Genomic DNA, 21,504 nt, shown 5'->3' on the forward strand with positions numbered 1-21,504 from the left:
GGCGGCAGGGGATGCCGCCGGTGGGAAGAGGGGAGATGAGGCGGCGAGCGGGCAGGCGCAAGGGGGAGGGGCGAAAGGCGGCGCATCGACGGGCTGAAAGCGGACCCTCACCGCCAGCGCCACAGGTTCCCTCTCCCGCTTGCGGGGGAGGGATAGGGAGGGGGCCGAGCGAAGCGAGGGTCGCGAGACATTTGTTGGCCGACTGCCAGCGGAGCGCGTCCCGCCGCCTGTGGCGGCGCCCCCTCCCAACCCTCCCCCGCAAGCGGGAGAGGGCTTTCCGCACCAAGGCGGGAGAGGGAGCTCTTTGCATCCATCGGAGCGGCAGCGATTCTCGAATCGCCTAAGGCCGACTGGAAGCCACCAAGACCTCGCGCCGTCGGCGTCACGGCTGCGGGCCGCGACCGGACCCCGTTCCTTCAGCCCCCGGAACGCAAAACATCCGCGCGGCCCGAGGCCACGCGGATGTCTGGCTCAACTCAAAGAACCGCCGGACGAACCGGCGGAAAATGCTCAGCGGCCGCCGGTGCGGGGCTTGGAGGGCAGCAGGCCTTCGCGCTGGGCGCGCTTGCGGGCCAACTTGCGGGCGCGGCGAACGGCTTCGGCCTCTTCGCGGGCGCGCTTCTCGGAAGGCTTCTCGTAATGGCCACGGAGCTTCATCTCGCGGAAGATCCCCTCGCGCTGCATCTTCTTCTTGAGCGCCTTGAGGGCCTGATCGACATTGTTATCGCGGACGAGAACTTGCACGTGTTTGCCTCTTCGAGCTGTTGCGCCGAGCGAGCGTCAATAGAAATAGGTATCCGTATCAAGAGGCGATCGGTGCCAAAAACACCCCGCCGGTTGATCCGAAGGAGCGCTTCCATATCAGGCGGGAGGGGGCTTGTCCACCGCTGCTGCAAGGCTTTTGCGGGCCTCCCCGCGCGATCCGTCCTCGCGTTACCACTGACGCCGCAACTTCGGGCATGCCCAAAACAAAAGCGGCGCCCGAAGGCGCCGCTCTGAAGGGTTTTACGCGTCGCGCAGGCTGCTGATCAGCCGCCGAACAGCTTGCGATTCCACCAGCCCGCGCGGGGCTTGGCCGGCGGGCCAGCCGGCTCGGCCGGGGCCGGGACGGGGGCTTCCGGCTCGGCAGCTGCAACCGGCGCGCTCTCGGCCACGGGGGCCTCGGCGGCGGGCGTTTCGCTGGCGGGTGCCTCGGGCGTCGCCTCGGCGGCGGGGGCGCTGGCCACCGGCGCCTTCTCGCGCACCGTGGAGCGGCGGCGGGGCTTGGGGGCCGGCGCTTCGGCCTCGGCCGCAGCCGGGGGAACCGGTGCGGGAGCCGCGACCGGCTCCGGCGCGGGGGCCTCGGCGGTCACAGGTGCTTCAGCCGGGGCGGTCTCGGTGGAGACGGCCTCGATCTCGGCGAAGGTGTCCTGGCCGGGGAAGCCCAGCGTGCGGGACGCGAGGCTTTCCTCGGAGCGGGTCTCATCGGAATCGGCCTCGTCGGAACCGTTCTCGTCGGAGCCGTTGGCGTCATCCTCGCCGCCGGTCGCGCCCTCTTCGCCGTCACGGCGATTGCGGCGTCCGCCACGGCGGCCACGGCGGCGGCGGCGACGGTCGTTGCTGTCTTCGCCACGGTCGTCGGAGCGCTCCTCGCCCTCGGCGCGGGCCTCGTCGTCCTCGCCCTCGGCATCGCCTTCGGAGGCGGTCTCGTCGTCGCCTTCGTCGTCGGAGCGGGCCTCGCGGCCCTCGCCGTCGCGCTCACCGCCACGACGGCGGCGACGGCGGCGGCGCTTGCGGGAGGGCTCATCGCCACGATCGGCGACAGCGGCCTCGCCCTCGGCTTCGCCATCCGCCTCGACGGTGTCCTCGATCTCCTCTTCCTCGTCCTCATAGTCCTCATCGAGCATGATCGAATCGGGCTGCACCACGGCGCTGGCGCGCGGGGCGGGGGCGGGGGGCGCGGCGATCTCGCCCTTCTCGATTATGAAGGGCTGGTGGCCGGTGACGCTGTCGTCGGCCTGCACGATCAGGGTGACGCCGAAGCGGTCCTCAAGCTCGCGCAGGTGGGCGCGCTTGTGGTTCAGCACATAGAGCGCCACCTCGGCGCGGGTACGGCCGATGAGGTTGTGGGTGGTGGCGCGCAGCAGATGCTCTTCCAGCGCGCGCAGCAGCTGGAGCGAAACCGAGGCCGCCGAGCGCACGTGGCCGGTGCCGCCGCAGGTGGGGCACACCTCGATGGAGCTTTCCAGCACGCCGGTGCGGATGCGCTGGCGGGACATCTCCATGAGGCCGAAGTGCGAGATCCGGCCCACCTGGATGCGGGCGCGGTCGTTCTTCAGGCAGTCCTTGAGCTTGCGCTCCACCGAGCGGTTGTTGCGCTTCTCCTCCATGTCGATGAAGTCGATGACGATCAGGCCGGCGAGATCGCGCAGGCGGAGCTGCCGGGCGATTTCCTCGGACGCTTCCATGTTCGTCTTGAGCGCGGTGTCCTCGATGTGATGCTCGCGCGTGGCGCGGCCGGAGTTCACGTCGATGGAGACCAGGGCCTCGGTGGGGTTGATGACGATGTAGCCGCCGCTCTTCAACTGCACGACGGGGGAGAACATCGCGTCCAGCTGATGCTCCACGCCATACTTGGCGAAGATCGGCTGGGGTTCGCTGTAGGGCATGACGTTCTTGGCATGGCTCGGCATGAGCATGCGCATGAAGTCGCGGGCCTCGCGGAAGCCCTCGGCGCCGGCCACGTGAATTTCGTCGATCTCCTTGCTGTAGAGATCGCGGATGGCGCGCTTGATGAGCGAGCCTTCCTCATAGACGAGGCTCGGGGCGGCCGAAGTCAGGGTCAGCTCGCGGACCGTCTCCCACAGGCGCAGGAGATATTCGAAGTCGCGCTTGATCTCGACCTTGGTGCGGTTGGCGCCGGCGGTGCGCAGGATGATGCCCATCCCTTCCGGCACCTCCAGATCCTGCACCACTTCCTTCAGACGCTTGCGGTCCACCGCATTGGTGATCTTGCGGGAGATGCCGCCGCCGCGCGCGGTGTTGGGCATCAGCACCGAATAGCGGCCGGCGAGCGACAGGTAGGTGGTCAGCGCAGCGCCCTTGTTGCCGCGCTCTTCCTTGACCACCTGCACCAGCATCACCTGACGGCGGCGGATGACTTCCTGGATCTTGTAGGTGCGGGCGCGGCGCTGGTGGGCGCGCTCGGGCACCTCCTCCAGCGCGTCGTCGGAGCCCATCTGCTCCACGCCCTCGTCTTCCTCGTCGCTCTCCTCGCCGTTGTCGCTCTCGCGGTCACGCTCCTCGGAGGGCTTGCGGCCGCGATGACGCGAGCGGCGCGACCGGCGGCGATCCTCGCGGGCGCGGACCGGGGCGGCTTCGCCCTCGGCGGCCTCTTCGCCTTCAGCGGTCTCGGCCTCGGCGGCCTCGACTTCGGCGATGTCCTGCGTCTCGTCGGACGGAGCGGCGGCCTCGGTGACGTCGGTGGTCTCCACAGCCGCGACCGCGACGGTCTCGGTGGCCGGAGCGTCAGTCGCGTCCGGGGCGGTCTCGGCGGCCGGCGGGGGCTCGACAGCCTCGCTCACCACCGCGTCGCCGGAGGCGAGCATGGGCTTGGCGGTCTGTTCGGCTTCCTCGGCCTGCACTGCGGCGGCCTCGGACACGGGCGCGCTCTCCTGCTCCGCGGGGGCGGGCAGGGCTTCGGCGGGCGGGACTTCGGCGGTCTCGGCCGCGACGGGAGCGGCAGGCGCAACGCTTTCCGCCTCGTCCGGAGACACATGGTCCTCGGCGGCGGCGATATGGGCGACGTCGGTCTCGCGCGGCAGGGTCTCGGGGTCGAGCGGCTCCGGCCGGCGATCGTCGTCCTCGTCCTCTTCGTCCTCGTCATGGCCGGAGGAGAAGATGTTGCCGTCCTCGATGGTGTCGATGACTTCGTCGTCCTCGACTTCCTCGACGTCGCTGTCCTCATCGTCCTCGCTGTCGGAGGAGGTGTCGGCGGCGGCGGCGCGCTTGCCGCGCGAACGCTCGCGGCGGCGCTCGCGGCGCTCTTCCTCGTCCTCGGCGGCGCGGGCGGCGCGCTCCTCTTCCTCGATCAGCGCCTGACGGTCGGCGACGGGGATCTGGTAATAGTCGGGATGGATCTCACTGAAGGCGAGGAAGCCGTGGCGGTTGCCGCCATATTCGATGAAGGCCGCCTGCAGGGAGGGCTCTACACGCGTGACCTTCGCGAGATAGATGTTGCCCCGCAGCTGCTTGCGGGACGCGGACTCATAGTCGAACTCTTCGACCCGGTTCCCGCGCACGACCACCACCCGGGTTTCCTCCGGGTGGGTGGCGTCGATAAGCATCTTGTTTGCCATGGAAATCTCTCTTCACGGCGTCGGAGCGCAAGCTCGTGGACGGACGCCGGGGCAAGGCCCGCGACCCGTTCAGACACCGGACATGATGGCGGAAGAAAACAGAGGATCGGCAGCAGGCAGGCGTCATTGCGACACCCTTGGCATAGGGCCACACGGGAGCACGCTGCGCGTGCTGGTCGTGCGATTGAACGTCCATGCCTTCGGCTACTCGTCCCTCAGCGAAACATTGGACCGGACCCAGATGTCCGACCAGGGGGACATACGGCTGCCTGCTCTTCCCGGATGGAAGAGCTGCCTCATGACCCGTGCAGCCGAAACACCCTTTCCGGGCCGTATCGCTGGAGCGCGTGACACGCAGAGCGCGAGAGCGCTCCTCCGGCGGCGGCCCCGAAACGCGCTGATGCGCGCCGTCGCAGGATCCTGACCCAACCGGGAAGGCCGCGACGCCTGATGCAGCGCCGGTTCCGCCACCCCTCAGGGACATCCCTCGGGACATCCTTCAAGGACTTGGAAACGCTGCATCTCGGGTGGTTTCGGCTACCGGCAGCCCTGAGGCGAATTCCGGCGCGCAACCATATGCGTCTCCTTCATACCCGTCCCGCTCCGGTCTTGGCAAGGATCATGCACGCCGCTTAGGCTGCCAGTCTGTTAGGCAGAGTCCGACGACAGCCCCGCGATGGTTTGCCGGTGCAGGATCGGCTGTGGCGGCGCGGGCACACCGTGGGGGACAAGAGGCCTGAGGCGTCAACCCGCAGTTAACGCCCCGAGCGCTATCGAGTAGGACTTGTCTTCAGCGGTTTCCGGACGGTCGATTTGCAGACGCATGCGCGTTTCCTTCCCTCTGTGATCTCCGCCGGTGCCTCGCGCCGGGCGGTCACGGCGGGCGCGTCTTCCCTCGCCCTTATCCAAGCACCTTGTGTGTCCGTCGTCCCCCGTGCGCGCCGGCTGGCGGCGGCCCTTGCGCTGCTGCTGATCGCGGTCTCGCCTGTGGGCGCGGCCGGGCCGGGCCACAAGCCCGCACCGGCAGAAGCTGCCAAAACCGACACGACCAAAACGGACACGGCCAAGTCCGAGCCCGCCAAAACCGAGCCCGCCAAGCCCGATGCCGAGACGCCCGATGTCTTCGGCCCGCTGGACGATGTGGTCGGCTCCGTGTCCGCGAAAAGTGCGGTCGCCACCGCCGAGCCGGGCAGGGATCTGGACCTCGCGCCGGTCAAGGACGCGGCCAAGGCGCAGCCGGCCGGCGGCCCCTCCACGGCGCTGGCCGCCCGCATCGCGGGTGATGGCCAGCGCACCCGCCTCATCATCGATCTCAGCCGGGCGGCCGAGTTCCGGGCCTTCACCCTGGCCAATCCCACCCGCGTCATCATCGACCTGAAGGATGTCACCTTCGGCTTCAAGGCCGATGCGCCGGACATGCGGCGCGGGCTGGTGTCGGCCTATCGCTTCGGCCTGTTCGCCCCCGGCAAGGCCCGCATGGTGCTGGACGCCTCCGACCCGGTGGTGATCGACAAGGCCTTCGTCATCGCCGCGCAGGACGACCAGCCGGCCCGCCTCGTGGTGGATCTGGTGAAGACGGATGCCGCCACCTTCAACGCCACGCAGGCGCCCGCCGCCGAGGCCGCCCCGCCGCCGCCGGCCGCGGACGCAGCCGCCAGCCCGGACGACAAGCGTCCGGTGGTGGTGCTCGACCCCGGCCATGGCGGCGTGGATTCCGGCACCACGGGCGCCACCTCCTATGCGGAGAAGAACATCGTCCTCGATGTGGCCGTCGCGCTCCGGGACAAGCTGGAGAAGAGCGGCCGCTTCCGGGTGGTGATGACCCGCTCCACCGACGTGTTCGTGCCCTTGGGCGAGCGGGTGCGCATCGCCCGCCGCAATCAGGCGGCGCTCTTCGTCTCCATCCATGCGGATGCGCTGGCGGCCGGTGACGGGCAGGCGCGCGGCGCCAGCGTCTATACCCTCTCCGACACCGCCTCCGACGCCGATGCGGCGCATCTGGCGGAAAAGGAGAACAAGTCGGACGCCATCGCCGGCATCGATTCCGCCGAGGAAAACAGTCAGGTGGCCGACATTCTGGCCGATCTCGTCCAGCGCGAGACCAAGAGCTTTTCGGCCCTGTTCGCCCGCACGCTGGTGGGCACCATGAAGCACACCGCCCGCATGCACCGCTCGCCCATCAAGTCGGCGGGCTTCCGGGTGCTGAAAGCGCACGACGTGCCGTCCGTGCTGGTGGAGCTGGGCTATATGTCGAGCCCGCAGGATCTCAAGCAGATGACCTCGGATGCGTGGCGCGACAAGCTGGCGGAGTCCATGCAGACCGCCATCAACGACTTCTTCGCCACCCGCGTGGCCGGTGGCGTGCCCACCGGCGGCGCGGCGCCTGCGGTGCCCAAATAAGGGCCAAACTCCCGCTTCCGCTTGATCATGAAACTTTTCATGGCGCTGGCGGGGAAGTGAGCGGCAGCTCCAGCATCGGCCGTGAAGCAGCCACAGTTCGCCAACATAGCCTAGATCGATGAATTCGCGTTAAGGCTGGGTCCGTGTCATAAGGCACGTTCGGGCGTCGGTGGCGCGTCCCGCATCAATCAGAGATCGCCGGTGCCGGAAGGTGCCGGACCGTCGGGGGAGGGAGCCGACCACATGCGGCTGCTGTTGAGGTTCTTCGGCTTCCTGTTCGCGCTTGGAACGGTGGTGCTGCTGGTCGGCGCCGCGGGCGCGACCTATTTCGTGTGGAAATATTCCCAGGATCTGCCCGACTACACCCAGCTGCAGAATTACGAGCCGCCGGTGATGACCCGCGTGCACGCGGGCGACGGCTCGCTGGTGGCCGAATATGCCCGCCAGCGCCGCCTCTACATGCCCATCCAGTCCGTGCCCAAGATGGTGGTGGAAGCCTTCCTGTCGGCCGAGGACAAGAATTTCTACGAGCATGGCGGCATCGACCCCACCGGCATCTTCCGCGCCGGCATGTTCTATCTCCAGAATCTGGGCTCCAGCCGCCGCCCGCAGGGCGCCTCCACCATTACCCAGCAGGTGGCCAAGAACTTCCTCCTGACCAATGAGGTCTCCATCGATCGCAAGATCAAGGAAGCGCTGCTGGCCCTGCGCATCGAGCGCACCTATTCCAAGGACAGGATTCTGGAGCTGTACCTGAACGAGATCTATCTCGGTTCCGGCTCCTACGGCATCGCCGCCGCCGCGCTGACCTATTTCGACAAGTCGGTGGAAGACCTGAACATCCAGCAGGCCGCCTATCTGGCCGCTTTGCCCAAGGCGCCGTCGTCCTACAATCCCTATCGGAACACCGACCGCGCCATCGAACGCCGGAACTGGGTGATCGACCGCATGGCCGAGAACGGCTTCATCACCACCGCGCAGGCGGAGACGGCGAAGAAGAGCGGCCTCGACGTGACCCCGCGTCCCACCGGCGCCCACATCTTCGCGGCCGAATATTATGCCGAGGAAGTGCGCCGGAACATTCTGGAGCGCTACGGCGAGACCAAGCTCTATGAGGGCGGCCTCTCGGTGCGAACCGCGCTCGACCCGCGCCTCCAGTCCATCGCCAAGAAGACGCTGGGCGACGGCCTCGTGAAGTTCGACGAGCAGCGCGGCTGGCGCGGCCCCATCAACAAGATCGAGCTTGTCGGCGACTGGGGCCCGAAGCTGGCCGAGATCCGCGCCTTCGGCGACATTCCGTGGCAGCTCGCCGTGGTGCTGGATTCGTCCAAGGACACCGCGCGCATCGGCCTCCAGCCGCCGCGCGACCGTTCGGGCGGCATCTCCACCGCGCGCGAGGTGGGCCTCATCACGCTCGACGGCGTCAAATGGGCGCGCTGGACCAAGGGGCCGGACGCCGGCAAGGCGGTCTCCTCCGTGGCGCAGGTGCTCAAGCCCGGCGACGTCATCTATGTGGAGCCCATGGCCGGCAAGGACGGCCAGTATCGCCTGCACCAGATCCCCGAGATCGAAGGCGCGCTGGTGGCCATGGAGCCGCGCACGGGCCGCGTGCTCGCGCTGGCCGGTGGCTTCTCCTATGACGAGAGCCAGTTCAACCGCGCCACGCAGGCGCTGCGGCAGGTGGGTTCGTCCTTCAAGCCCATCGTCTATGCCACCGCCATCGACAATGGCTACACGCCTTCCACCGTGGTGCTCGACGCTCCCATCGAGATCGATCAGGGGCCGGGGCAGGCGGCCTGGGCGCCGGAAAACTACGCCAAGAAGTTCTATGGCCCGCAGACCCTGCGCTTCGGCCTGGAGCAGTCGCGTAACGTCATGACCGTGCGCCTCGCGCAGGACGTGGGCATGCCGCTCATCGTCGATTACGCCAAGCGCTTCGGCATCTATGACGAGATGATGCCGGTGCTCTCCATGGCGCTGGGTGCGGGCGAGACCACGCTGCTGCGCATGGCGGGCGCCTATTCCATGATCGCCAACGGCGGGCGCAAGGTGACGCCCTCGCTGATCGACCGCGTTCAGGATCGTTATGGCCACACCATCTATCGTCATGACGACCGCGAGTGTCTGGGCTGCGACGCCACCTCCTGGAACAACCAGCCCGAGCCGACCCTGATCGACCGCCGTCCGGTGGTTCTGGATGCCATGAGCTCCTATCAGATCACCGCCATGATGGAGGGCGTGATCCAGCGCGGCACCGGCACGGCGCTGAAGGAACTGGGCCGTCCCGTGGCCGGCAAGTCCGGCACCACCAATGACGAGAAGGACGCCTGGTTCATGTCCTTCACCCCCGACATGGTGGTGGGCATGTACATCGGCTACGACCGCCCCCGCTCCATGGGCAAGGGCGGCACCGGCGGCTCGCTCACCGCCCCCATGGTGCGTGACTTCTTCAAGTCCGCGCTGGAGGGCAAGCCGGCGATCCCGTTCCGGGTGCCGCCGGGCATCAAGCTGGTGCGCATCAATCCCAAGACCGGCCTGCGCGCCGGGCCGGGCGAGAATTCCATTCTCGAAGGCTTCAAGCCGGGCACCGCCCCGCCGGACAGCTATTCGGTGATCGGCGCCGACGCCTCGGTGGGCGTCTCGCCGGAAGCCGACCGCGCCGTGCGCTCGGGCACCGGCGGGCTGTATTAGCCCTTCCGTCTCATCATCCGCTTCAAGGCCCGCGCTTCGGCGCGGGTCTTTCTCATTGCGGACAGCGCACGAGGGGCGGCCGTTTACATGGCCTCCCGGTGTCGTTAGGTTCCGCCGCCTTATTCGGAGACATGTTTGCCATGCGTGCGGAACTCGCCGCGAAAGTCGACGAGATCAATGCTTCCGTTGATCTGCTGCGTCAGCACCTCAATGTGGATCGTTCGCGCCGGCGCCTCGCCGAACTGAATGCCATCGCCGAGGATCCCAAGCTCTGGGACGAGCCCGAGCGCGCGCAGAAGATCATGCAGGAGCGCACCTCGCTTGAGGATGCGCTCGGCGCCATCGACCGCATCACCAAGGATCTGGCAGACAATATCGAGCTGATCGAGCTCGGCGAGATGGAAGGCGACGAGAGCATTATCTCGGAAGCCGCCACCGCCCTCGAGGGCCTGAAGACGGAACTCGCCCGCCGTGAGCTGGACGCGCTGTTCACCGGCGAGGCTGACAGCAACGACACCTATCTGGAAGTCCATGCGGGTGCCGGCGGCACCGACAGCCAGGACTGGGCGCTCATGCTGCTGCGCATGTACACCCGCTGGTGCGAGAAGCGCGGCTTCAAGACCGAGCTGGTGGACGAATCGGACGGTGAAACGGCGGGCATCAAGTCCGCGACCCTGCTGGTGAAGGGCCACAATGCCTATGGCTGGCTGAAGACCGAATTCGGCGTGCACCGCCTCGTGCGCATCTCGCCCTTCGATTCCAACGCCCGCCGCCAGACCTCGTTCGCCTCGGTGGACGTCTATCCGGTGATCGACGACCGCATCGTGGTGGAGATCAACGAGAGCGACGTGCGCGTGGACACCATGCGCTCCGGCGGCGCCGGCGGCCAGCACGTGAACAAGACCGAATCGGCTGTTCGCCTCACCCACATCCCCACCGGCATCGCGGTGGTCTCGCAGGGCGACCGTTCGCAGCACAAGAACCGCGCCACGGCGTGGAACATGCTGCGCGCCAAGCTCTATGAGATGGAGCTGAAGAAGCGCGAGGCGGAAGCCGCCGCCGAGCAGGCCGCCCGCACCGACATCGGCTGGGGCCACCAGATCCGCTCCTACGTGCTCCAGCCCTATCAGCTGGTGAAGGACCTGCGCACCGGCGTCACCTCCGGCACCCCGCAGGAAGTGCTGGACGGCGATCTCGACCCGTTCATGGAAGCCGCCCTCGCCCAGCGCGCCTATGGCGGCGGGCCGGGGCAGGTGGAGGACGTGGAGTAATCCGCGACCCCTTTCAGTAAACGTTCGCCGTCACCTTGAGATAGGTGGCGGGGATGGAAGTGCGATCCGGGCTCCCGCTGGTGTTCTGGCGGATGAACAGCTCATCCAGCTCCGCCTTCAGGCTCTCCTCCCGGCCATCGCGGGCGGCGGCCTCGAAGGCGTTCATGGTCGGCCCGTAATAGTGGCGGAAGGTCTCCACCACTTCGGCCGGCGGCAGCGGGAAATCGAACCTGTAGGTGGCTTCCTCGCAGGTGATGTCGCCTTCCGGGATGCCGGCCTTGCCGAAGCGCTCGATCACGTTCGGCTTGAGGCCCCATGTCATGGGGCTGATGAAGCCTTCCGGCGGGGGCGGCGCATAGGCCGAGCTGATCTTCAGGATCTGCGCCACAAGCGTCGGGTCGCCGGGAATCCAGTTGCCCATCACCACCCGCCCGCCGGGACGGGTCACGCGTACCATCTGGCGCGCCACGTCGAAGGGGCGGGGGGCGAACATGGCGCCGAACACGCTCAGCACCAGATCGAAGTTCTTGTCCGGAAGTCCGGCAAGCTCGGTGGCGTCGCCCTCCTCGAAGCGGATGTTGGCGAGGCCCGCCTCCTGCGCCCGCCGGTTGCCGGCCTCCACCAGATAGCCGGCGATATCGACGCCCAGCACGTCCGCCCCGAGATTGGCGGCGGGCAGCGCGGTGGTGCCGTCGCCGCAGCCGAGATCGAGCACCGTCATGCCCGGGCCGACGCCGAGGGCCGCGACCAGCGCTTCGCCGCTCTCGCGCATGGAGATGGCGATGCGCGCGAAATCACCTTTCTCCCACAGTGCCTTGTTCGGGTTCATCGGAGCCTCCCGGTTGCGAGGGGAGGTTACGCAAGGGAGGGGTGGCCGCAATCATCCATATGATGCTGCCGATACGGCAAAAAGGGAGAGGGCATGTCTCCGTTCGGAGGAGTGCCCGGGCCATCCGTTTGAGCCTCTTGCCGGCTTGAAGCCGGGGGCCTTCGCGCCCTCTCCGCCACGCGGGGAGAGGGCGCGCGCCCGATCCTGTCCAGACGCCGTAACAGGCGAATTCAGCCCAGCGCCTTCGCCGCTTCCAGCACTTCTTCGGCGTGGCCGTCCACCTTCACCTTGGGCCACACCTGCGCGACCGTGCCGTCGCGGCCGACCAGCAGGGTGACGCGGGAGACGCCCATGAAGGTCTTGCCGTACATGCTCTTCTCGCCCCACACGCCATAGGCTTCTAGCATGGCATGGGTCTCGTCGGAGCCGAGCGGGAAATCCAGCTCGTACTTGGCCTTGAACTTGTCCTGCGCCGTCACCGGATCGCCGGAGACGCCGAGAATGGCGGTGTCAGCGGCGGAGAACTGGGCGCGCAGGCCGTTGAAGGCGATGGCCTCCTTGGTGCAGCCGGGGGTGTTCGCCTTGGGGTAGAAATAGATCACCAGCTTCTTGCCGGCATAATCCTTCAGCGACACCGACGCGCCGCCGTCGCGGGGGAGCGTGAAATCCGGTGCCTTTGCGCCGGGCTGGGGAATATCTGCCATCTGCCTTCCTTTCGACGTCACGTCGTCCTAGAGCCGGAAACGATGTCAGCCGGGCACCATCGTGCGGCGGCTGGCAGGAGTGAAACTCTCTTTCCAACATATGGGAGCGTGATTCACGGGGGCGGTAAGCGGTCTTTCGCTTGCCGCCGGTGGGATCATGCTTCCGGCCGCAGGACGCGGCCGTCCGATACGGACGGTAAAGCGTTTTGCCGTCAGGGTGTTAGAGCGCGATTTCCGATTGGGATCGCTGCAAGGTGAGGGGAGGGCTGCCCAAGGCGGGCTGCCGGCCTTGCCTCGAGGGGCGGAATGTCCATTCTGCCAGTTGGTGGGCACCGGGCGCGGGGGCGCAGGGGTAGCGAGGCCGAAGGGTGCTGAAGGCATGAGCGAACAGCGGGCGCGGTCCAAGCCGGCGCAATCCAGGCCGGTGGCGTCCAAGCCGGCGGTGCGTCAACCGCGCCGATCCCATCTGCGCGGGCTGGCGGGTGCCTTCATCCCGAGGTCCCGCCCGGCCCGCATCGCCGTGGGCCTGCTGGTCGGCCTGATGGGCCTCGCCGGCCTGTCGGCGCTCGGCCTCTATCTGCTCATCGCCGGCGGCATCGTCACCGCCAATCTCGCCACGCCCTATATCGAGCGGGCCATCGAGGACCGGCTGGAGGGCAAGTACGACGTGCGAATCGGCTCCACCCTGGTGGAGACCATGCACGGCGGCGCCACCGTGGTGATCGCCCGCGACATCTCCGTCACCGAGCCGGACGGCACCGTGGTGGCGAGCGCGCCCAGCGCCGAGGTGGAGCTGGAAGGCAGCCTGCTGACCCTTTCCATCCGCGCCCGGCGTTTCGATCTCATCGGCGCGGAACTGACCCTGCGCATCGGCCCGCGGGGCGATGTGGCGGTGGCCGCCGGCCGTGGCGCCCGTCCGCTGCGGCCCGGTGCCGCCCCGCCGGAGCCCGACAGGGCGACCCAGCCCGCCGCCGCCCCGCAGGCCAATGCCGGCCAGCCGGCCGCCCCCACCGGCCCGGTGTCGCAGGGCGCGCCGCTGCCCGCCGCCACGGCACAGGTGCCCCCGCCGCCCGTCGCCGCCCCCGCAGTGGCGGCTGAGGCCGGCAGCGATCCGCTGGTGCTGAAAGCCTTCGCCGGCTGGCTGAACGCGCTGGAGAATTCGGGCTTCGACGGCAGCGCGCTGTCCGACATCGGGCTCAAGAACGGCAGTCTGGTGGTGCAGAACGAGGCCACCGGCCGCACCATCACCTTCGACGACATCTCCATCCGCCTCGGCCGCACGCAGGAGGGCGGGGCGGAGCTGACCTTCACCTCGCAGCAGCCGCACGGCCTCGCCACGCTGGTGGCCAACATCGGCCCGGCCCGCAATGGCGAGCGGCTGGTGGATCTGCAGCTCAAGGATGTCTCCACCCGCGATCTGGTGCAGGCCTTCAGCCAGGATCTGAAGCGCTTCTACATGGACACCCCGCTGGGCGCGACGCTGCGCGCGCGCCTAGCCACCGACGGCCGGGTGCTGGCGGCGGAAGGCGGGCTCTCGCTCGGTGCCGGCGCCATCGGCAATGGCGAGGAAGTGGAGGAGCGCTTCCACATCGACTATGCGCAGGCGCGCCTGACGCTGGATCCGGCCACGCGCTCCATCACCCTGCTGCCGCTGGTGGCGGCGAAGAACCAGAACAAGGTGGCGCTCAAGGGCCTGATCACCGTTCCGGACCTCACCAGCCAGCCGTGGCCCTACACCATCAGCCCCGTGGATGTGACGCTGGCCGGCCCCGAGATGGCCGAGCCGCCCCTCGTCCTCGACCAGCTCGTCATCGCCGGCCGCTTCACCCCGTGGGATCGCAGGCTGCTGATCGAGAGGGGCGAACTGGGCAATGCCAGCGGCAATCTCTCCTTCACCGGCATGTTCGATTTCGGCGTGCCCGCGCCCTATGTGCAGATCAAGGCCATCGGCTCCCGCATGCCGTCCGGCGCGGTGAAGCGCTTCTGGCCGGTGACGCTCGCCCCGCCGGCCCGCACCTATGTGCTGGAGAACATCTCCGGCGGCACCGTGGACAGCACCGTCTTCAACGCGAAGATCGCGCTCGACCTGATCGGCCAGAAGGATCTGCCGCTGCCGGACGATGCGGTGCGCATGGAGATGGCGGGCTCCGGCATCACCTTCCGGGCAGTGAAAGGCCTGCCGCCGCTGGTGAACACCAGGCTCGGCGTCATCGTCACCGGCCGCTCGGTGCGGGTGAACATTCCCGAGGCCACCGTCATCACGCCCCAGAACCGCAAGCTCAGCGTGTCCGAGGGGGTGTTCCTCATTCCCGACTATTTCCCGCGCGAGCCGAACGGCCTCGTGAAGGTGAAGTTCGATGGCCCGGCGGATGCCGGCATCGAGGTGCTGGGCATGGAGCCGCTGAAGGGCTCCGAGGGGCAGGCGTTCGATCCCTCCACCACGCGCGGCAAACTCTCGGCGCTGCTGCAGGTGAAGATCCTGTTCCGCAAGGTGCCGCAGCCGGGGGACGTGGATTATTCGCTGGAAGCCAAGCTCACCGACTTCGGCGTGGATCACGTGTTCCAGACCCATCGACTGGAAGGGGCGAGCGTGGATGCGTTCGCATCCTCGGCCGGCGTGCAGCTGCGCGGCGAGGGCAAGATCGCCGGCGCCCCCATCGCCTTCGACTACAGCAAGCGCAAGGACAAGGCCGACGCCGACGTGAAGGTCAATGCCACGCTGGACGATGCCGCGCGGCAGAAGCTCGGGCTTGAGATCACCGCCGTGTCCGGCCCCATCGCGGTGAAGCTGACAGGCACCACCAACAATACCCAGACCAAGGCCGCCATCGAGCTGGACCTGACGGCGGCGCGCATCGCCGACCTCGTGCCCGGCCTGTCGAAGCCGGCGGGCAAGCCGCTCAAGGCCAAGTTCAATTCCGACGATGCGGGCAAGAGCCTGAAGATCGCCGACCTCACCGTGGAAGGCTCCGGCACCAATATCCGGGGCGCGCTGGAGATGGCCGACAGCGGCGATATCGTCGCCGCCAACTTCCCCACCTTCCAGCTTTCCGACGGCGACAAGGCCAGCCTGCGCGCGGACCGTTCCGGCGAAGTACTGAAGCTGCGCATCAATGGCGAGGTGATGGACGCGCGCGGCATCCTGAAGAGCCTCGTGGGCACCCCCGCCTCCAGCTCTGCGCCGAAGAAGAACGAGAAGACGCAGGACGTGGACGTGGAGGCGAAGATCGGCGCCCTCACCGGCAACAATGGCGAGGTGCTGCGACAGGTGGATCTGGCCGTGGGCCGGCGGGGCGTGGAGCTGCGCAGCTTCTCCCTCACCGCCAAGGCGGGCCGCGAAGGCACGGTGGCGGGCGAGATCCGCAACTGGGGCGAGAGCACCCGCAAGGGCCTCTATGTCACCACCTCGGACGCCGGTGCGCTGCTGCGCTTCCTCGACACCTACGGCAAGGTGCAGGGCGGCACCATGTGGATCATCGTCGATCCGCCGCGCGGCGACGGGGCGGCGCAGAACGGCGTCGTCAACATCCGCGACTTCGTCATCCGCGGCGAGCCCGGCCTCGACAGCCTGAGCCAGGCCACCCGCGACAGTTCCGGCCGGGTGGAGCAGGGCACGGCGGTGTTCGAGAAGGCGCAGGCCCAGTTCACCCGCACCACCGGCAAGGTGGCGATCCGCGACGGGGCGATCTGGGGGCCGGTGGCGGGCGCCACCTTCGACGGCACCATCGATTTCGCCGCCGAGCGCCTCGCCATGCGCGGCACCTATGTGCCGGCCTATGGCCTCAACAACCTGTTCTCCAAGCTGCCCATCCTCGGCGCGTTTCTGGGCGGCGGGCCGAACGAGGGGCTGGTGGGCGTGACCTTCGAGGTCTCGGGGCCCATGAGCGGGCCGACGCTGCGCATCAATCCGCTCTCGGCGGTGGCGCCGGGCTTCCTGCGCAAGATGTTCGAGTTCCGCGGCGCCACCAGCGACACGCTGCCCGCCGTCACAATGCCGGGCAATCCGTAGGGCGTTTCCTGCGGGCGGGGGGCGATCGGCCCGGCATCGCCTGCCCCTCCGAGCCCTCTCCCGCTTGAATTGCGGGCCTGCCGCAGCGGTGAAGGCGACAGGCCCCTCTCCTGCCTGCGGGCGAGGGGTGGGAGGGGACGGACGCGCCACCCGGATCTCAAAGGGGGCAAGGGCGTCAAAATCAAGCGATAGCAATGTTTTTCGTGCTGCGTTGCGGGGTGCGACAAGTCAGCCTCACGCAAGCTTCTGCTCACAAAGTCGCGATGGACGGTTGCATGGTGCCTCCGTTAAACTGTCCGTGGGGGGACAGACAGGGGGTCGTGTGATGCGTTTGACTGTAGTGGCGGGGATGTGCCTCGCTCTGGCCGGCGGCGCGACGCCGGCTCTCGCCAAGGGACCGGGCAAGTACAAGGTCGAGGGCGTCAATTCCGAGGACAATTCGAAGTACTCGGGCACGGCCGTCATCACCAAGACCGGCAAGGATTCGTGGCGGGTCGTTTCCACCATCGACGGCGACAAGTTCGATGGCTATGCCATCGGCGACGAGGAACTCCTCGCCGTGACCTTCACGGGCAACGGCTCGTCCGGCGTGGCGCTCTACGTGGTCCAGCCCGATGGTAGCTACAAGGGCATCTGGGCCTTCAAGGGCGACAGCAAGATCAGCGCGGAAATGCTCACCCCGCAGTGATGCAGGGACGCGCCGACCATCCGGAAACGCGAACGGCGGGCCAAGGCCCGCCGTTGTTGCGTTCAGCGTGTCTCCCCGTCTCAGACCGGGCGCAGGAGGACGTGCTTCTTCTTGCCCATGGAGAGCTTGATCACGCCTTCCGAGGTCAAGTCGCTTTCGGTCAGCACCAGCTTCTCGTCGGTGACGGTGGCGTCATTCACCTTCAGCCCGCCGCCCTTGATCTGCCGGCGCGCCTCGCTGGTGGAGGGCACGAGGCCCGCGCTCACGAAGGCGCTGTTGGCGGCAAGGCCGGCCTTCAGCTCGGCCCCGGCGATCTCGATGGTGGGCAGGTTGGTGGAGAGCGCACCTTCCTCGAAGGTGGTGCGGGCGGTGGCCTTGGCCTCTTCCGCCGCCGCGCGGCCGTGCAGAAGCGCGGTCGCCTCGGTGGCGAGCACCTCCTTGGCGAGGTTGATCTCCTGCCCCTGCAAGGCGGCAAGGCGCGCGATCTCGTCCAGCGGCAGTTCGGTGAAGAGCTTCAGGAAGCGCTCCACGTCGGCATCGCCCGAATTGCGCCAGTACTGCCAGTATTCGTAAGGCGACAGCAGCGCCGCATCGAGCCACACCGCGCCGCCCGCCGTCTTGCCCATCTTGGCGCCGGAGGAGGTGGTGAGCAGCGGCGTCGTCAGCGCGAACAGGTCCGCGCCGTGCATGCGGCGGCCCAGCTCCATGCCGTTGACGATGTTGCCCCACTGGTCGGAGCCGCCCATCTGCAGCACGCAGCCGTGGCGCTTGTTCAGCTCCACGAAGTCGTAGGCCTGCAGGATCATGTAGTTGAATTCGAGGAAGGTGAGGGGCTGCTCGCGCTCAAGGCGCAGCTTCACCGAATCGAACGTCAGCATGCGGTTGATGGTGAAGTGCGGCCCCACCTCGCGCAGGAGGGGGATGTATTTCAGCTCATCGAGCCACGCCGCATTGTTCTCCATGATGGCGCCGGCGCCAAAATCGAGGAACTGCGCGAACACTTTGCGGATCGAGGCGATGTTCTCGTTGATCTGCGCGTCGGTGAGCATCTTGCGGGCCTCGTCCTTGCCGGACGGGTCGCCGATCTTGGTGGTGCCGCCGCCCATGAGCGCGATGGGCTTGTGGCCCGTGCGCTGGAGCGTGCGCAGCATCATGATCGAGAGCAGATGGCCCGCATGCAGCGAGGAGGCGGTCGCGTCGAAGCCGATATAGGCGGTGATCGGCCCTTCGCTCGCCTTGGCGTCGAGGCGCTCGAGATCCGAGCACTGGTGGATGTAGCCGCGCTCGTTCAGCACGCGCAGGAAATCGGAGCGGAAGGTGGTCATGCTGATCTGTTCGGATGACGGAAAGGTGCGGTGATGTAACAGGTCTTCGCCGGGAATGCACCGGCGGGAGCGGGAAGAGTGCCATGCGGACGGCGATGCGCGCGATCGGGCTGATGAGCGGAACCTCCATGGACGGCATCGATGCCGCCCTCATCGAGACCGATGGCGAGACCGTCTCCTGGCTCGGCTCGGGCCTGACGCTGCCTTACGACGCCGCCACCCGCGCCTTGCTGGAAGGGGCCATGGCGGATGCGCGCGGCGTGAATGCCCGCGATGACCGGCCCGGCCGGCTGGCGGAGGCGGAAAGCCGCATCACCACGCTGCATGGCGAGGCCGTACGCGCGCTCATGGAGACGCTGCGCCTCACCCCCTCCGACATCGACGTGGTGGGCTTCCACGGCCAGACCGTCATCCACCGCCCCGACGCCCGCCTCACCGTGCAGATCGGCCTCGGGCAGGCGCTGGCGGATGACCTCTCCATTCCCGTGGTGGCCGACTTCCGCGCCGCCGACGTGGCGGTGGGCGGGCAGGGGGCCCCGCTTGTGCCGGTGTTCCATCAGGCGCTGGTGCGCGCGCTGGAGCTGCCAGCGCCGGTGGCGGTGCTGAACATTGGCGGGGTGGCGAACGTCACCGTGCTGGAAAAGGACGCCGATCCCATCGCCTGCGACACCGGACCGGGCAATGCGCTGATCGACGACTTCATGGCCGAGCGCACCGGCCGCCCCTATGACGAGAGCGGCCGCGCGGCGGCGGCGGGCCGAGTGGACGAGGAGCCGGTCAAGGCCGTGCTCGCCCATCCCTTCTTCACAGCTCCCCCGCCGAAGTCGCTGGACCGCAACGAATTCAAGGCCTTCGTGGCCGAGCGCCTGAACCTCTCCGGCCTCTCCACGGAGGACGGCGCGGCGACGCTCACCGCCGTCACCGCTCGCACCATCGCCGCTTTGGTTCCGCTGCTGCCGCGCGCCCCGCAAAGCTGGATCGTGGCCGGCGGCGGCGCGCGCAATCCGACGCTGCTCACCATGCTGGAAGCGATCCTCGGCCGCCCCGTGCGCCCGGCCGAGGCGGTGGGCTGGTCGGCGGATGCGCTGGAAGCCCATGCCTTCGGCTTCCTCGCGGTGCGGTCGCTCCGGGGCCTGCCGCTCACCTTCCCCACCACCACGGGCATCGCCGCGCCGTTGACGGGTGGTGTGCGGTTCTCTCCCCGGTTGCGGGAAATGTGATGCACATATCCGTCACCCCGGTAAGGTAACGAGGGGTGACTTGAGGACGCAGGCCCGGATTCGCGACGATCCACCGGGAATGCGTGCTCGCGCAATGGCTTGGAGACGGCGCGGCCGGCTCCAAGGGGGGTGTCATGTCTCACAAGATGCAGCGGGAGATCGGCGTCGTCGGTCTCACTTTCGTGGCCGTCTCCGGCATCATCGGGTCGGGCTGGCTGTTCGCGCCGCTCATGGCCGCCCAGCATGCGGGGCCGGCCTCCCTCATCGCCTGGGTCATCGGCGGCATCGCCATGCTGCTGCTGGCGCTCACCTTCGCCGAAATCTCGGCCATGCTGCCGGTGCCGGGGGGCATCGCCCGCGTGCCGCTGTTCAGCCATGGCAACCTCGTCGCCATGGCCATGGGGTGGAGCGCCTGGGTGGGCTACAACACCACCGCCCCCATCGAGGTGGAGGCCATGCTGCGCTATCTGGCCCCGCACATGCCGTGGCTGCACACCACGCCGGGCGGCGGCACGCTGTCGGCATCGGGCATGGCGGTCGCCATCGGGCTGATGGCGCTGTTCACCCTCATCAATGCCTTCGGGGTCAAATTCTTCGCTTATGTGAACTCGGCCATCACCTGGGCCAAGATCGCCATTCCGCTGCTGGTGACGGGCATGCTGCTGGTCTCGCGCTTCGAGACCGGCAATTTCACCGCCGGCGGCGGGTTCGCGCCCACGGGGCTGGCCGGCATACTCGGCGCCATCTCGTCCGGCGGCATCATCTTCTCCTACATCGGCTTCCGCCATGCGGTGGACATGGCGGGCGAGGCGAAGAACCCCGGCTTTACCGTGCCGGCGGCGCTGCTGTTTTCCGTCGTCATCTGCTTCGTCATCTATGGCGGCTTGCAGTTCGCTTTCATCGGCGCGCTCTCGCCGTCAGACCTCGCCAACGGATGGCCGGCGCTCGCCCTGCCGGGGCAGCTCGGTCCGCTGGGGGCGCTGGCTTCCGTGCTCGGCCTCCTGTGGCTGGTGAGCCTGCTGAATGTGGGCGCGGTGGTCGGCCCGTTCGGCGGTGCGCTGGTGGCGGTGGGCTCCAATGCCCGCCTTGCCTATGCGCTGGCGGAGAACGGCCTGTTCCCGCGCCTGATGGTCCGCCTGTCCAACCTCGGCGTGCCGCTGGCGGCGCTGGTCTTCAATTGCGTGCTGTCGTCCGTGTCCTTCGTGCTGCTGCCGTTCGGCGAGCTGGTGCAGCTCAACTCCTCCGCCATCGTGCTCAGCTTCATCGTGGGGCCGATCGCGGTGGTGGCGCTGCGTGCGCTGCTGCCGGGGGCGAAAAGGCCCCTGCGCCTGCCGGCGGTCAATGTGATCGCGGCCGCCGCCTTCATCATCTCGACGCTGGTGGTCTATTGGAGCGGCTGGTCCACCGTGTGGCGGCTGGGCGTGTGCCTCGGCGTCGGGCTGGCGCTGTTCCTCGTCTACGCCCGCCCGCGCATGCGCGAGGCGCCGGACACGCGCGAGGCCCTGTGGCTGGTGCCCTATTGCCTCGGCACGGCGCTGTTGTCGTATCTCGGCACGTTCGGCGGCATCGGCCTGCTGCCGTTCGGCTGGGACATGGTGGCGGTGGCGCTGTTCGCGCTGCGCATCTTCTTCTGGGCCATCGGCTCGCGCCTGCCGCCGGACAAGTTCGCCGCCCGTCTTGAAGAGGCGCGGGAGCACCTGACCGAGGAAACCGGCCATCCCGTCACCGGCGCGGCACCTGTGCCTGCCGGTCAGTGAGGGGCGGGCGGGGGGATTGGCGTCTCCACCCGCGCGGTCCCATCCGCCGTCCTCGCGTCACCCTCCACGCGTCATGGCCGGACTTGATCCGGCCATCCACGTGGTGCGGCTGGGAAGCGGTTGATTTGAAACAGTGAGCGGCCGGGGCCGCGCCTGCTTCCGGTGCGGCCTCTGTCGGCCTGACGTGGATCCCCGGATCAAGTCCGGGGATGACGATCCTTTGTGGGAGCTTTGGCGCGCACCACGATCGACGTGGCGCCGGGAAGGGCCTCC

The 21,504-nt window shown here is 68.2% G+C and carries 12 protein-coding genes; 7 read left to right on the forward strand and 5 right to left on the reverse strand.

All coding sequences use genetic code 11. The annotated features are described in order from the left end of the window. Window positions 1-510: 510 nt before the first annotated feature. Both rpsU and IEW24_RS13195 read right to left on the reverse strand, forming a co-directional pair. Window positions 511-744, reverse strand: coding sequence for a 30S ribosomal protein S21 (gene rpsU / locus IEW24_RS13190; RefSeq protein WP_029004937.1), 234 nt, complete (start codon window positions 742-744; stop codon window positions 511-513). Between the two features lie 284 nt (window positions 745-1,028). Continuing rightward, window positions 1,029-4,337, reverse strand: a complete 3,309-nt coding sequence (locus IEW24_RS13195) for an Rne/Rng family ribonuclease (protein ID WP_188579257.1) — start codon at window positions 4,335-4,337, stop codon at window positions 1,029-1,031. A gap of 918 nt (window positions 4,338-5,255) precedes the next feature. Between IEW24_RS13195 and IEW24_RS13200 the strand changes: the two genes are divergently transcribed. The 3 genes from IEW24_RS13200 to prfB all read left to right on the forward strand — a co-directional run bounded on the left by IEW24_RS13200 (window position 5,256) and on the right by prfB (window position 10,699). Beyond that, window positions 5,256-6,737 (forward strand): N-acetylmuramoyl-L-alanine amidase, encoded by a 1,482-nt coding sequence (locus IEW24_RS13200; RefSeq protein WP_244644368.1) that lies wholly within the window; start codon window positions 5,256-5,258, stop codon window positions 6,735-6,737. 243 nt (window positions 6,738-6,980) lie between these two features. Beyond that, the gene (locus IEW24_RS13205) at window positions 6,981-9,428 is read left to right on the forward strand and encodes a penicillin-binding protein 1A (protein ID WP_188579258.1); all 2,448 of its coding nucleotides are present in this window, start codon (window positions 6,981-6,983) and stop codon (window positions 9,426-9,428) included. Between the two features lie 140 nt (window positions 9,429-9,568). Beyond that, window positions 9,569-10,699, forward strand: a complete 1,131-nt coding sequence (gene prfB, locus IEW24_RS13210) for a peptide chain release factor 2 (RefSeq protein WP_188579260.1) — start codon at window positions 9,569-9,571, stop codon at window positions 10,697-10,699. 13 nt (window positions 10,700-10,712) lie between these two features. Here the strand turns inward: prfB and IEW24_RS13215 are convergent, their stop codons facing one another. Together IEW24_RS13215 and bcp are read right to left on the reverse strand one after the other, a co-directional pair. After that, window positions 10,713-11,528, reverse strand: coding sequence for a class I SAM-dependent methyltransferase (locus IEW24_RS13215; protein WP_188579262.1), 816 nt, complete (start codon window positions 11,526-11,528; stop codon window positions 10,713-10,715). 230 nt (window positions 11,529-11,758) lie between these two features. Next, window positions 11,759-12,232, reverse strand: a complete 474-nt coding sequence (gene bcp, locus IEW24_RS13220) for a thioredoxin-dependent thiol peroxidase (RefSeq protein WP_188579264.1) — start codon at window positions 12,230-12,232, stop codon at window positions 11,759-11,761. Window positions 12,233-12,611: 379 nt separating this feature from the next. Between bcp and IEW24_RS13225 the strand changes: the two genes are divergently transcribed. Together IEW24_RS13225 and IEW24_RS13230 are read left to right on the forward strand one after the other, a co-directional pair. Further along, complete coding sequence (locus tag IEW24_RS13225; RefSeq protein WP_188579266.1) at window positions 12,612-16,241, forward strand: YhdP family protein; 3,630 nt, start codon at window positions 12,612-12,614, stop codon at window positions 16,239-16,241. A gap of 325 nt (window positions 16,242-16,566) precedes the next feature. Then, entirely contained in the window at window positions 16,567-16,929 is a 363-nt protein-coding gene (locus tag IEW24_RS13230; RefSeq protein ID WP_188579268.1) for a hypothetical protein, read from the forward strand. Window positions 16,930-17,009: 80 nt separating this feature from the next. On the opposite strand, the gene tyrS is transcribed toward IEW24_RS13230, so the two are convergent. Beyond that, a complete protein-coding gene (tyrS, locus tag IEW24_RS13235; protein ID WP_188579270.1) occupies window positions 17,010-18,254 on the reverse strand; it encodes a tyrosine--tRNA ligase in 1,245 nt (414 codons plus the stop codon). 95 nt (window positions 18,255-18,349) lie between these two features. Here tyrS and IEW24_RS13240 point away from each other — a divergent pair, with 95 nt between their 5' ends. Both IEW24_RS13240 and IEW24_RS13245 read left to right on the forward strand, forming a co-directional pair. Continuing rightward, complete coding sequence (locus tag IEW24_RS13240) at window positions 18,350-19,474, forward strand: anhydro-N-acetylmuramic acid kinase (protein WP_188579750.1); 1,125 nt, start codon at window positions 18,350-18,352, stop codon at window positions 19,472-19,474. Between the two features lie 134 nt (window positions 19,475-19,608). Then, window positions 19,609-21,231 (forward strand): APC family permease, encoded by a 1,623-nt coding sequence (locus tag IEW24_RS13245; protein WP_244644370.1) that lies wholly within the window; start codon window positions 19,609-19,611, stop codon window positions 21,229-21,231. Window positions 21,232-21,504 lie beyond the last annotated feature (273 nt).

It is taken from the genome of Azorhizobium oxalatiphilum (assembly GCF_014635325.1).
GTDB lineage: Bacteria > Pseudomonadota > Alphaproteobacteria > Rhizobiales > Xanthobacteraceae > Azorhizobium > Azorhizobium oxalatiphilum.

Coding starts and splice junctions, on each gene's coding strand:
- IEW24_RS13230 (WP_188579268.1), top strand. CDS start 16,567: ATGCGTTTGACTGTAGTGGCGGGGATGTGCCTCGCTCTGGCCGGCGGC.
- prfB (WP_188579260.1), top strand. CDS start 9,569: ATGCGTGCGGAACTCGCCGCGAAAGTCGACGAGATCAATGCTTCCGTT.
- IEW24_RS13240 (WP_188579750.1), top strand. CDS start 18,350: ATGCGCGCGATCGGGCTGATGAGCGGAACCTCCATGGACGGCATCGAT.
- IEW24_RS13215 (WP_188579262.1), bottom strand. CDS start 11,528: ATGAACCCGAACAAGGCACTGTGGGAGAAAGGTGATTTCGCGCGCATC.
- IEW24_RS13225 (WP_188579266.1), top strand. CDS start 12,612: ATGAGCGAACAGCGGGCGCGGTCCAAGCCGGCGCAATCCAGGCCGGTG.
- tyrS (WP_188579270.1), bottom strand. CDS start 18,254: ATGACCACCTTCCGCTCCGATTTCCTGCGCGTGCTGAACGAGCGCGGC.
- IEW24_RS13195 (WP_188579257.1), bottom strand. CDS start 4,337: ATGGCAAACAAGATGCTTATCGACGCCACCCACCCGGAGGAAACCCGG.
- IEW24_RS13205 (WP_188579258.1), top strand. CDS start 6,981: ATGCGGCTGCTGTTGAGGTTCTTCGGCTTCCTGTTCGCGCTTGGAACG.
- IEW24_RS13245 (WP_244644370.1), top strand. CDS start 19,609: ATGTCTCACAAGATGCAGCGGGAGATCGGCGTCGTCGGTCTCACTTTC.
- bcp (WP_188579264.1), bottom strand. CDS start 12,232: ATGGCAGATATTCCCCAGCCCGGCGCAAAGGCACCGGATTTCACGCTC.